The sequence below is a fragment of the Paraburkholderia sp. genome (assembly GCF_047605525.1).
Taxonomy (GTDB): Bacteria; Pseudomonadota; Gammaproteobacteria; order Burkholderiales; family Burkholderiaceae; genus Paraburkholderia.
The window spans coordinates 160697-172981 of the sequence record NZ_JASGFN010000017.1 but is presented as its reverse complement, the minus strand read 5'-3'; the positions used below and the strand labels follow the sequence as shown (position 1 = coordinate 172981).

Sequence of the window (12285 nt, the reverse complement as noted above, 5' to 3'; positions counted from 1 at the left end):
CGTGTTTGCGTGCCGGCGCTTTCGTCCGGCATCGTGTCCACGTTGCCCGCTGGTTCAGCGCGCGTGATTCAGCCTGAGCCCGGGCCGCGGCCAGCGCGCCGCGACGATCTTGCCGAGCGACGACAGCACGATGAAGGCGGTCCGCAGGTCCGCGCCGCCGAACGCGAGATTGGTCGTGAACCTGTCGGGCATCGCATGGTGCTCGATCTGCCTGCCGTCGGGCGAGATCGCGGTGATGCCGCCATTGAACAGCGTGGCGACGCAGACCCAGCCTTCGGCGTCGACTTTCATCGAGTCGAGCCATTGCCAGCCGCCGAGCCCGGCCAGCAGATGGCCGCGACTGCCGAGCACGGCCTCGGGTGAGCGCGCGATCTCGCCGGGACCCGCCAGATCGAAGCGCCACACCCGCGCGGTCGGCGTCTCGGCGACGTAGACGCGCGCTCCGTCGGGCGACAACGCAACACCGTTCGGGCCGAGCAGCGGCGCGATCATGCGCCTGATCAGCGAACCGTCCGTCTTCGCGTAATACAGTGCGCCGTGATCGCGATCGTCGCGGCGAACCTTGCCGTGATCGGTGAACCAGATCCCGCCGTGCGCGTCGATCACGAGATCGTTCGGCGCAATCAGCGGCCGCCCGTCGCATTCCGTATAGAGCGGCTCGATCTTTCCGGTTTCCACGTCGAGTCGCTGGATACTGCCTCTCGGCGGCACCGCCGGTGCGAAGTGCGGCAGCAGGCGGCCGTTCTGCTGCTGGAAATCGCCGATGCCGCCGTTGCAGACGTAGCAGTAGCCGTCCGGGCCGAATGCGAGCCCGCTCGGCGCGCCGCCCGGTTCCGCGAGCAGCGACACCTTGCCGTCCCGGCCGACACGGCGGATCGTGCCGCCCGCCACCTCGCAGATCAGGAAATCGCCGTTCTCCATCGCCAGCGGCCCTTCGGGAAACTTCAGGTCACTCGCAATTTCTTTCAATTCCATCGTCCTGCTCTCCTGGTCGATTGGATGTCACCGTCGAACCTCAGCGCTTCACGACGAAACCGACGCGCTCGCGATCCCAGGTGCCGGCCGTCGGGCCGCGTTGTTTGAGCACCGCGATCTGAACTTTCTGCGTGCTCGTTTTCGGAAGCGCGTCGACGATGTCGATGAAGCGCGGCATCGCGTAGTACGCCACCCGTCCCTGGCAGAAATCCATGATTTCCTCGGGAGTCGGCATCTCGCCGGACTGCGGCACGATCGCCGCCATCACCTCTTCCTCGCCATACTCGGACGGCACGCCGAACACCGCGCTCTCCTGAACTTTCGGATGCTGGTCGATCACGCTCGCGACCTCCCATGCGGTGATGTTCTCGCCGCGCCGCCGGATCGCCTCCTTCAGCCGGCCGGCAAAATACAGGTAGCCTTCGGCATCGATCTTGCCGAGATCCCCGGTGTGGAACCAGCCGCCGCGATACGCGTGGGCCGTCACCTCCGGCAAGTTGTTGTAGTGCGTGAGTTGGCCGGCGGGATGACGGAACACGATTTCTCCGAACTCGTCGGGCGGCAGCACGTTGTCGTCCGCATCGACGATGCGGAACTCCGCGCCGGCCGCCGGGCGCCCGGCCGAGCCGACCCGGCCGTCGGTATTGACCGACCAGCCGACCGCATCCGACATCCCGTAGAACTCCGCGATATGCACGTCGAAGCGCTTCTCGAACTCGCGCCAGATCGACGTCGGGCAGCCGACCGACAGCACGGTGCGTATCGGGTTATCCGCATCCGCCGATTTCAACGGCTGCTTGAGCAGAATCGAAAACATCGAACTGAACAGTTGCGTGGCGACCGCACCGTGTCGTCGGATCTCGTCCCAGAACTGGCTCGCGCTGAATGCGTCGCCCATCGCAAACACGCCATCCGTGCGAATCGTGGCGACCGCGCCGAGGAACAGCCCGCTGCCATGAAACAGCGGCATGCACGAATAGAACGTCTCGCCGGCCCGCAAACCGATCGCGTCCCGCAAAGGCGCCAGGTGCTGTTCATAGTCGGTCGACGCGACGCCCTTCGGCGCGCCGGTCGTGCCGGACGTATAAAGCAGGTCGACCGGCGCGCTCGGCGTGACGACCTCGACGTCGGGTTCGACGTCAGGCGCGCGCATCAGATCGTCGAAGCCGATCTCGCCGTCGACCGCTTCGCCGAACACGATCGCGGTCGTCAACTTCGGACATGCGCCGGCGAGCCCGGCGACGGTTTCACGCAAATCCTCGTCATAGACGATCACCTTGACGCCGGAGTCGTTGACCATGTGCGTGAGCGCCGCACCGCGCTGCCACCGGTTCATCGGCACGAACCCCGCGCCGATGAACAGGCTGCCGAAATAGGCCCACAGGAACTCCGGCCGGTTGCGTGCCATGATCGCCACGCGATCGCCCGGCCGCACACCGGCCTTCAACAGTCCGTTGGCCGCCCGCTGCATCAGCGACAGCGCCTGCCGCCACGCATACCGGTCGTCCTTGAACTTCAGCCAGACCGTGTCGGGATGCACTCGCACCCGCTCACGAATCAACTGTTCGATTTCGCATTGCACTCGCATTTAATCGTCCTCGTCCGAGATCGCGCCGACCGCGCCGATTGCGGCGCCGCGCGACCTGTCAGCCAGATTCCATCGATCCGCGCCAGCGGCTTCAGGCGCGCGGCACGTTCACGTCATCGACAGCGTGAATTTCTGCGTCGCGCAACGCGCATGCGAGTCCGTTCTCACGTTGACCACTGCGGTGATGCCCGCATCGACTTTCGCCTGCGCGCGTCGCAATGCCGGCCCGATATCCTCGACGCGCTCGACAAACTCACCGTAACAACCGAGCGACTCCGCGAGCTTGTCGAAGCGCGTATAACCCAGATCGCGCCCCGGCTTGCCGCGCGGCTCGTCGGCCGACCAGCCGCCGTTGAGGCTGATCACGACGAGCACCGGAATATTCAGTCGCACCGCGGTATCGAGTTCCAGCCCGTTCATCCCGAAGGCGCCGTCGCCGTGGACGACGATCACCTGCGTATCCGGTTTCGCGATCTTCGCGCCGAGCCCGAACGGCAGCCCCACGCCCATCGTTCCGAACACGCCGGAATTCAGCCGGTGACCCGGCATGAAGGTCGGCATGATCTGGCGTCCATAGTTGAGAATCTCCTGGCCGTCGACCGCGAGGATGGCGTCGCGCCGCGCGATTGCGTTGATCTCCTGCAGCAACCGGATCGGATGGATCGGCTCCGCGTCGTATTTCTCTTCCGCGTTGGTTGCCTTGCGCGCGCGATCCTGTGATTCCAGGGTCTTTCGCCACTCCGCATAGCGGGCCGCATCGACGCTTGCGTCGATCGCGGATGTCAACTGTTCGAGCACCGAGCGGCAATCGCCGACGATGCCGATTTCCACTTCGCGCGCCGACGTCGCGATTTCATCCGCGTCGATGTCGATGCGCGCGATCACCGCATTCTTCGAGAAGCGCGGCGACAACCCGTGTCCGATCACGTAGTTCATCCGCGTGCCGACGATCAGCACGAAATCGGCCTCGGCGAATGCCTGCGAACGCGCGCCCGCATACGCGTATTCGTGATCGTCCGGGATCACGCCGCGCCCCTGCGGGGTCGGAAAGAACGGCATGCCGGTGCGCTCGACGAAGGCCTGAAGCTGCGACCATGCCTTCGACCAGATCACACCGCTGCCGGACACGACGATCGGACGACGCGCCGCGCGCAGTGCCTCGACGAGGCTGCCGATTTTCGCCGGATCGCCCATCGGACGGGCTTCCAGCAACGGGCGTCGCGCGAAGCTCCAGTCGATTGCATCCTCGTCCATCGTTTCGAACAGCAGATCCGCCGGGAAGTCCAGATAGACGGGGCCGGGTTTGCCGCTCATCGCGCGCTGGAACGCGACGTTGATCTTCTCCGGAATGCGATCGAGGTGCTCGATGCGCTCGGCCCACTTCGTGATCGGCTTCATGATCGCGACCTGATCGATTTCCTGGAACGCCTGGCGGCCGACCAGATTGGACGGGCTCGAGCCGCCGATCGCGACGACCGGCGCGCAGTCGATCAGCGCATGCGCAATCCCGGTCGTCAGATTGATGACACCCGGGCCGCTCGCGGCCATGCAGACGCCCGGTTTCTGCCGCAGGCGCGCGTAGGCATTGGCCATCATCGCGGCGGCCTGCTCGTGCCGTACGTCGATCCCGCGAATGCCCTCCCGCATGCATGAGTTCTCGGCCTTCAGCATCGGACCGCCCATCAGATAGAAAAAGTGTTCCGTTCCTTCCGCACGCAGTGCTTTCGCCAGGATCTCCGATCCGGTGAGTTCAGCCATTTGGTTACTCCTTCGTTAGAGGACTGGATCACGTGCGCCCAGCGTTCGCCGGCAATCTCCATTTCGGGCCGCCGGCTACGCGATTTGCGCGCGTGAAGATTCAGGGAAGCTGCCTTGATGACGCGTCGATCTGTTTCGATGCAGCTTATGAACCTCGCACAGGCACGGCAACGGCGGCGACGGGCCATTTCCGTACGTTGAAAATCATGCGCGTAAACAGGGATTCGCCTGTGTAAACGCCAGGTGAATACACGTAGGAAAAGGGCGTACGCCACGGGCGGGAATGGAAGCCGGCGGCGGGACTGGAGGAGACGGGGATAAAGGCGAGTTGCGATTACATCGCCGTTGGTGTGGGTTCGGCTGGTTGTGCCGTCGTCGACCTGCGGCCGATGCGACGCAGTCAGTGATTCGATGCCGGAAGAAGAAGCGCGCGATGCGCGTGGACTAAGCCACGCGCATCGTCACATGGCGCGGCAGCGGCGGGAACACGTGCCACGCGCCGTCGTCGTGCTGGAAGAAGCAGATCGCGACGTCGCCGGTCGGCACTTTGGCGTCGATCCTCACGCATCGTCTGTACTTCGCGCGACGCAGCGGGCGGACACGAAACGGAATCGCTCCGTTCGGTATCAGCCAGCGCTCCATCGCATCGCGCAATGACTGTCGTGTCACATTCATTTTCGCCTCCCGCCCGATATTCGTACCGCGCCATGCGTTCATCGTCCGACCCGTGCAATCGGGCGTCAACGGCACTGGCAAGCGTGTTCCGTACTTTGAAGGAGTCGTCGCGCCGTTCATCGAACGTATTCGCCCCCTACCGGCCGCCTCGATCAAGGCCGGTCGGGTATGCGTAACGCGGCCTTGTCGGCCATGAGCGCCTGCGGTACGAATTCCCGCAGAAAATCAACGAACGTCCTGATCTTCGCATCGAGATATTGGCGCGACGCATACAGTACGTAGGCAGTCAGTTTCTGTAACTGATAGTCGGGCAGCACGCGAACCAGTTCTCCGCTGCGCAGCGCGGACAGCGCGGTCGCCATCGGCAGCGCGCCGATTCCGACCCCCTCGCGCAACGCGACCGCAAGCGCATCTATCGTATTCACCTGAAAGTCCGCCGGCGCAAATTCGAACATCTCCCGGCCGTCGGGTCCATCCAGATGCCAGCGATCGCGCGCGAAGATGGACGAGACAATCTGCAGACACGCGTGTCCGCGCAGTTCCTGCACCGCGCGCGGCGTTCCACGCTGACGCAGATAGGCGGGCGCCGCGCAGAGCACGCTATGCACATCGCCGAGCCGGTGCGACACGAGCCCCGAATCGGGCAGATCCGACATGCTCAATTGAAGCGACACGTCATAGCCTTCGTCGAGGATGTCCGGCACGTGCTGCGACAACGTCAGCTCGACGGCAACCGAGGGATTGCGTTCCCGATAGCGCAGGACGGCCGGCAGCACGTACGTTTGACCGAAACTGGACGTGGCATGCACCTGCAATTTTCCGGACGGCCGTGCCTGCGCATCCGCCGCTTCCGCTTCGGCCTCGTCGATATACGCGAGAACCCGCTCGCAACGCACCAGATAGCGTTTGCCTGCTTCGGTCAGCGCGACATGCCGCGTGCTGCGGTTGAGCAGTCGCGTACGCAGATGCGTCTCCAGTTGCGTGATCGCCCGCGACGCATTGCCGTTGGTGATGTCCAACCGTCGAGCCGCGGCCGTAAAACTTCCTTCCTCTGCGATGCGAACGAATATCCGCATCATTTGTAGCGTATCCATTGAACCTTCCCGGCGATGAATTTTCTTGTCCGTCGCAACCTGCTGGCAACGTAGTCCGGATGATGCCTGTTTTTTCTGGTTGCAGGGACACATGACGCGATCCGAACCTCGATCAACGAACTTCGCCCGTCGTTCAATCTACGGAACATTCCGACCGATAGCGTTGACACGATTGCCGCCACGAGCCAAGCATCCCATGTCGATCCAGTCATGAGGCCCCCATGAAATCAGCAAGCCGCCTTCCGGGCACACCGGAACCCATGCGCACATGGCAAGTCGCGGACGGAGTCCGGCTTGCAGGCGATACATGGGGCCCGCCCAGCGGACCGCTCGTCGTGCTGCTGCACGGCGGTGGCCAGACACGCCACGCGTGGGGCGCAACGGGCGAACTGCTCGGCAAAACGGGATATTTTGCCGTCGCCTATGACGCGCGCGGACACGGCGATTCCGACTGGAGTCCCGACGGCGACTATAGCCAGGACGCACTGGTGCGGGATCTCAAGTGTGTCGTCGACTCGCTCGGCGCATCGCAACCGGTGCTCGTCGGCGCCTCACTGGGCGGCGGCACGAGCCTCGTTGCGACCGGCGAACGGCACCTCGACGCGCGCGCATTGATCCTCGTGGACATCGTGCCGTATGCCGAGCCCGCTGGTGTCGCGCGCATTCATACGTTCATGCAGCAATACTCCAACGGCTTCGGCTCGCTCGCGGAAGTCGCCGACGCGATCAGCCAATACCGTCCGACGCAACCTCGCCCGCGCAATCTTCACGGCCTCGCCAAGAACGTGCGCTTGCGCGAGGACGGACGCTATCGTTGGCATTGGGACCCGCAATTCCTCGCCACGCCCCCCGATCTGCGCACGTCTCACGCACGATTCTCGGCGTGCGCACGCAATCTGGACCGGCCCACGCTGCTGGTGCGCGGCGGGAGTTCCGACGTCGTCAGCGAAGCGGGTGTCCGCGAATTTCTCGAACTCTGCCCGCATTCGGAATACGTGAACGTCGCCGACGCCGGACATATGGTGGCGGGCGACCGCAATGATGTGTTCGGCCAGGCGGCCATTCAGTTCCTCGCGCGCAATGCGCCGGTCGCGCTCACCGGCGATACCGCCGGCAAGCGTCGCCTCGGCGCGACGGGTTACGGGCGTTGTCCGTAACCCGTCGCGCGTTGCGTGTGCTTCATGCGGTCCCGCTTCGCACACGGGTGCCGTTCTGCTCCGCGATGAACGTCAGGATCGACGTGAAATCGTCCCTGCCGCGCCCCGCCTCGTAAGCCGCGTGCCAGACGTCACGCGCGCGCTGGATCGTCGGCGCCGCGACATCCAGCAGGCGTGCTTCGTCAAATCCAAGCGCCATGTCCTTGTCGATGATCGCCAGCGCCGCGCCGTAGTCGAATCGTCCCGCCACGGCCCGGCTGAGTATCTTCGAGCACGCGAAGCTCTGCCCCGTTCCCGCATCGAGCAGGCGCATCATCATGTCGGGATCGAGACCCGCCTTCGCGCCCATCGCGAGCCCTTCCGAGCACACCACGAGATTGGTCGCCATGATGATGTTGTTCACGATCTTCATGATTTGCGCCATGCCGGCGCGCTCGCCCATCACGAACACCTCCTTGCCGATCAGCGACAGCAGCGGCGCAACCTGATCGACGAGCGCCGGCTCACCGGCTGCAAGCATTGCGAGCGTCCCGGCGCGCGCGGCGGGCGCGCCGCCCGAAATCGGCGCATCGACGATGCCGATCCCCTTCGCCGCGAGCCCGTCGCCGATCCGCGCGATCATGTCCTGGCCGATCGTCGACATCTCCACGTACACGCGAATCGCCGATCCATGCACGACGCCGTCCGGCCCCAGACCGACCGCAAGCGACACTTCGCGATTTGGCAGGCACGCGAAAACGATGCTCGCCACATCCGCAACCGCTCGCGGTGACTCGTGCACGACAGCGCCGCCTTCGACGAGCGGTTGCAGTGCCGCCGCCGACGGGTCGTATACGTGCACGCGGAACGCTTGTCCCAGCAACCGCTCGGCCATCGGGCCGCCCATCTGGCCGAGGCCAAGAAAACCGATATGTTTCACTGTTTCCATTCGAGTCCCGAATCCGTTTATCAATCAGATCATCATGCATCCGCGGACAGATGCTTCATCGTTCCATTGCGCGGCGTATCCAGGCAGCGCATCGTATCAACGCTTCATTTACCGCCGTGCATGCCGGCCCCATCCGGAAGAAGCCATGAACCATGTGGTCGTAGTGCCATAGCGTGACGGGCACGCCGGCATCGAACAGGCGATTCGCATAGGCTTCTCCTTCGTCGCGCAGCGGGTCGAATCCCGCGGTGACGACCAACGCGCGGGGCAGGCCCGCCAGTGACCTGGCGCGCAGAGGACAGGCATGCGGATGAATCGCATCCCGCTCGTTCGCGACATAGTCGTTCCAGAACCGGATCATCGCCGCACGTGTGAGCGGATATCCCGACTGGTTCTCGATGTATGAACGGGTCGGCGGCGTATGATAGTTGGTCACCGGATAAACCAGTACCTGCGCTCGCAATGATGGGCCGCCTTCTTCGCGGATTCTCAGCGCGGTCACGGCGGCCAGGTTGCCACCCGTGCTGTCACCGGCCACGACGATGCGCGAGGGATCGAGCGACAGCGATCGGGCATGCCGCGCAATCCAGTGCACCGCATCGAAACAATCGTCGACCGCGGCGGGAAACCGATGCTCGGGCGCAAGCCGATAATCGACGGCGATTACGGCGGCGCCGCTTCCGGCGCACAGATCGCGACAGACGTGATCGTGCGTGTCGAGATTTCCGATCACGAAGCCGCCGCCGTGAAAGAACACGGTTACGCCGTCGCTCTGCGTGACTTGCGGCCGGTACAGGCGGGCCGCGAGCACACGTCCCTCAAGCGGCAGATCGAAATCGACGATCTCGCCGACAGCCGTGCGCCGGTCGAGGGGCGGGTACGCCAGGGCCTTCCTGAGCGCGTCGACTGATAGAGTCTCCATTGGGGGCGCGTATTCAAGGTCTTTCAGAACCGCGGCAATTTCCGGATCGAGCGGCATGGACACTATTGCGCGGCACGTCGAGTCGTTGCGGGATTCGGTCTGGCGCGATACCCGGCATGAGCGCGGAAATCGTCATGACGATTCGATATTGCGGTATTGAAACGGGGTATCACCTGTCTCTCTCCCTATTGGCGATTGGTTCGCTTCATGTGTGCGCTCGGTCTGCCTGTTCGCACTCGAACCTGTGCCGTCACGTTCAGTTGAAGCGTGCCCCTGTGTCATTGAGCGGTCAATTCTGGAGAGTGACGAGTTCCGTACAACGGAATTGCGTGCGGTGGGTGTTCGGGTAACGGGTCTTCGGCCTCGAATCATGTTCGACCGGTTATCGGCCAATGCCGACAGTGACGCATGCTGCACTCTACGTCAGCAACGTAGCGGATTGCTGACGGTGGCGGAATCTCGTCATCCCTTGCCGAGCGGCGGCCGACTCGGAAATCCCGCCATATTGCTCAGTTGGGCCAGTTCATTCGCCGCCTCACGCAGCAGTATCGAGTACTCGTGAATCTTCCCGGCCGTCAGTCGGACTCGCGGACCGGCCAAACTGATGACGCCGACGCAGCGCGAGCCGCTCACGACGGGGGCCGCCACCGCCGACATGCGCGGGGCAAACACTTCGTCGATCATTGCATAGCCACGCACGCGTGCTGCGTGCAAGAAACCCAGCAGCGCTTTGAGCGTCGTCGGCGCATTGGGTCCAAACTCATTCGGCTGTCCAAAACCCTGCTTCAAAACCAGCGCGGCCGCCTGTTCGTCAGTCATGGTCATCAGCCATGCGTGTCCGGTCGACGTGCATGAAAGTCGTGCTGCGTGGCCCATGTCGGGATCGTAGCGAAAGCCGATGCGCTGTCCGTCCGCCTTCCCCACCCAGATGATTGCTTCGCCGTCCACCAGCGACAGTCGCGCCAGCTCACCTGTCTGCGCGGCGACGCGTTCGATGATCGGCTGGGCGATATCCGCGATGCCCGTCAGGCTCAGGAATTCCAGCCCGTTCGACGTCATGCGCATCGTCAGGATGTAGCGGCTGTGATCGACCAGTTGCCTGACATAGCCGCCTTCGATGAGATCGGCAAGCAAACGGTGGCACGTGCTGCGGGGCAGCGACAAAGCGTCGGCAATGGCCAGAAGGCCCGCGCCTTCGGCTTGCGACGCCAGGAAGTCAAGAATTCTCAGGCCGTTTTTGAGCGACATTTCGCTCTATCTCCATTATGTGAAATCCAGTTCCGGCTCGGAACGCGTCGCTTTCCGAGCGCAAACAATAGCACCTGTTCGTCGCCAGAAACGAACGTTTCAACATACGGAGCATTCAGGAGACAACATGTCATTTTTTGCTGATTCAGACCTTGCCGCCGAAGAACAGTCCGCGCAGGCTCACTTGATGGCGCGTCGGGCGGTGGCGGGCGCCACCGTCGGAACGGCGCTCGAGTGGTTCGACTTCGCGCTGTATGGCGTGGTCGCGGCCACGATCTTTCCGAAGCTGTTTTTCCCGTCGCTGGACCCGACCGCGTCGCTGCTCGCGTCGCTGGCCAGTTTCTGGGCAGGGCTGGCCGCACGCCCGCTAGGCGCGGTGATCTGCGGGATGCTCGGCGACCGTTGGGGACGCCGCAAGCTGATGCTTGTCACCGTGTCGGTGATGGGAGCTTCATCGTTCCTGATGGGGTTGCTGCCCACTTACCACCAGGTCGGAATCCTCGCGCCGATGTTGCTGGTGACGCTGCGCATCATCCAGGGTTTCGCGCTTGGTGGCGAGTCGACGGGCGCGCAACTGATGGCGGTCGAGCATGCGTCCGCCAACCGACGTGGTTGGTATTCGGGCCTGCTTGGCATCTGCTCGCCACTGAGCCAGATTCTCGCCAACTTCTCGCTCTTTACGCTGGCCGCGTTGCTTTCATCGGACGACTTCGATTCCTGGGGATGGAGAGTCCCGTTCCTCGCAAGCTTTGTCCTGGTGCTGCTGGGCATCTACATCCGCAGGAAGGTGAGCGAGACACCCGCCTTCGAGGCGCTCAGAAAGACTGGCGCTCCCACGCGCGCCGCCAATCCGCTAGGCACCGTCTTCAAATATCACTGGCGTACCGCGCTTCGCCTGACGCTGTTCTTCTGTGGCCCGGCCGCGCTGTTTTATCTGATCGTGGTTTTCTCACTCAGCTATCTGACGAAACATCTCGGCGTACCGAAGCAGACCGGTTTCATGCTGTTGATGGTTGCGAATGTCTGTGCCATCGTGGGCGCGCTGGCGGGCGGTTATCTGAGCGACAGGATCGGACGCAAACGCGCGCTGATGATCGGCTCGTTCTGCACGCTGATCTGCTGCCTGATCTACTTTCCGATCCTCAACCAGAACTCGATCGTCATGACGATGGCCGTGATGGGCGCCTTCCTCGGCTTCACACAGTTCCAGAGCGGCATCCAGCCGGTCTGGTTCGCCGAGTCATTTCCGACCGAGGCGCGCTACACGGGGTCCGCACTGTCGTACTCGGCAGCCAACCTGCTCACCGGCGGCCCGATGCCGATCGTCGCCGTGGCGCTGCTCACTGCCTTTAACGGTTCGCCGTGGGCCATCGTCGCGGTTTGCGGATCGCTGAACCTGATCTCCTTCCTGATGATCGCAATATCCCGGGAAACCCGAGACACGCCCCTGGAACACTCTTCCGCACATTGACACCATGACTCGCAAACTCTACATCCTCAATGGCTCCAACCTGAACATGCTGGGCGCGAGGGAGCCTCATCTTTATGGCAATACCACGCTAAAGGACATCGAACAGAACTGCCTCACGCTGGCCGACGCCCTCGAGTTCGACTGCGTATTTCGTCAAACGAACAGCGAAAGCCAGCTGATCGACTGGATCCAGGAAGCGTTCCTGCAGGACGCCGCGCTGATCATCAATCCGGCCGGCTTTTCATTCGGCCGGATTCCGGTGCTCGACGCGGTCAAGCTCATCCGCCGGCCGGTGGTGGAATTGCATATCACCAACATCCATCGGCGCTCGGAGGAATATCGTCATTCGACGATTTCGGTGGCGGCTACCGCGGTAATTTGCGGGGCTGGCGCAAACGGATACCTGCTGGCGATCCGCGCCATCGACGATCTGTGGGGCAACCAGACCTGAGCCGGTTCCCCCTTTACG

At 63.3% G+C, this 12285-nt stretch carries 11 protein-coding genes; 3 read left to right on the top strand and 8 right to left on the bottom strand.

All coding sequences use genetic code 11. The features are described 5' to 3' along the window. Positions 1-54: 54 nt before the first annotated feature. The 5 genes from QM685_RS24070 to QM685_RS24050 all read right to left on the bottom strand — a co-directional run bounded on the left by QM685_RS24070 (position 55) and on the right by QM685_RS24050 (position 6090). The gene (locus QM685_RS24070) at positions 55-975 is read right to left on the bottom strand and encodes an SMP-30/gluconolactonase/LRE family protein (RefSeq protein ID WP_415120063.1); all 921 of its coding nucleotides are present in this window, start codon (positions 973-975) and stop codon (positions 55-57) included. A gap of 40 nt (positions 976-1015) precedes the next feature. Beyond that, positions 1016-2563, bottom strand: coding sequence for an AMP-binding protein (locus QM685_RS24065; RefSeq protein ID WP_415120061.1), 1548 nt, complete (start codon positions 2561-2563; stop codon positions 1016-1018). A 108-nt stretch (positions 2564-2671) separates the two neighbouring features. Then, the gene (locus tag QM685_RS24060; protein WP_415120059.1) at positions 2672-4321 is read right to left on the bottom strand and encodes a thiamine pyrophosphate-binding protein; all 1650 of its coding nucleotides are present in this window, start codon (positions 4319-4321) and stop codon (positions 2672-2674) included. A gap of 444 nt (positions 4322-4765) precedes the next feature. After that, positions 4766-4996 carry a hypothetical protein gene (locus QM685_RS24055; RefSeq protein WP_415120057.1) on the bottom strand — a complete coding sequence of 77 codons (231 nt, stop codon included), beginning with the start codon at positions 4994-4996 and terminating at the stop codon, positions 4766-4768. A 152-nt stretch (positions 4997-5148) separates the two neighbouring features. Further along, on the bottom strand, positions 5149-6090 hold the full coding sequence (locus QM685_RS24050) for a LysR family transcriptional regulator (RefSeq protein WP_415120055.1): 942 nt from the start codon (positions 6088-6090) through the stop codon (positions 5149-5151). A 260-nt stretch (positions 6091-6350) separates the two neighbouring features. Here QM685_RS24050 and QM685_RS24045 point away from each other — a divergent pair, with 260 nt between their 5' ends. Further along, positions 6351-7247, top strand: coding sequence for an alpha/beta fold hydrolase (locus QM685_RS24045; RefSeq protein ID WP_415120053.1), 897 nt, complete (start codon positions 6351-6353; stop codon positions 7245-7247). A 22-nt stretch (positions 7248-7269) separates the two neighbouring features. Here QM685_RS24045 and QM685_RS24040 read toward each other — a convergent pair whose 3' ends face one another. The 3 genes from QM685_RS24040 to QM685_RS24030 form a co-directional block, all read right to left on the bottom strand. After that, positions 7270-8175, bottom strand: a complete 906-nt coding sequence (locus QM685_RS24040; protein ID WP_415120051.1) for an NAD(P)-dependent oxidoreductase — start codon at positions 8173-8175, stop codon at positions 7270-7272. 55 nt (positions 8176-8230) lie between these two features. After that, on the bottom strand, positions 8231-9154 hold the full coding sequence (locus QM685_RS24035) for an alpha/beta hydrolase (protein WP_415120049.1): 924 nt from the start codon (positions 9152-9154) through the stop codon (positions 8231-8233). Between the two features lie 405 nt (positions 9155-9559). Further along, on the bottom strand, positions 9560-10345 hold the full coding sequence (locus QM685_RS24030) for an IclR family transcriptional regulator (protein WP_415120047.1): 786 nt from the start codon (positions 10343-10345) through the stop codon (positions 9560-9562). Positions 10346-10532: 187 nt separating this feature from the next. On the opposite strand from QM685_RS24030, the gene QM685_RS24025 reads away from it, so the two are divergent. Together QM685_RS24025 and QM685_RS24020 are read left to right on the top strand one after the other, a co-directional pair. Further along, a complete protein-coding gene (locus tag QM685_RS24025; RefSeq protein ID WP_415120115.1) occupies positions 10533-11816 on the top strand; it encodes an MFS transporter in 1284 nt (427 codons plus the stop codon). 4 nt (positions 11817-11820) lie between these two features. After that, the gene (locus QM685_RS24020; protein WP_415120045.1) at positions 11821-12267 is read left to right on the top strand and encodes a type II 3-dehydroquinate dehydratase; all 447 of its coding nucleotides are present in this window, start codon (positions 11821-11823) and stop codon (positions 12265-12267) included. Positions 12268-12285 lie beyond the last annotated feature (18 nt).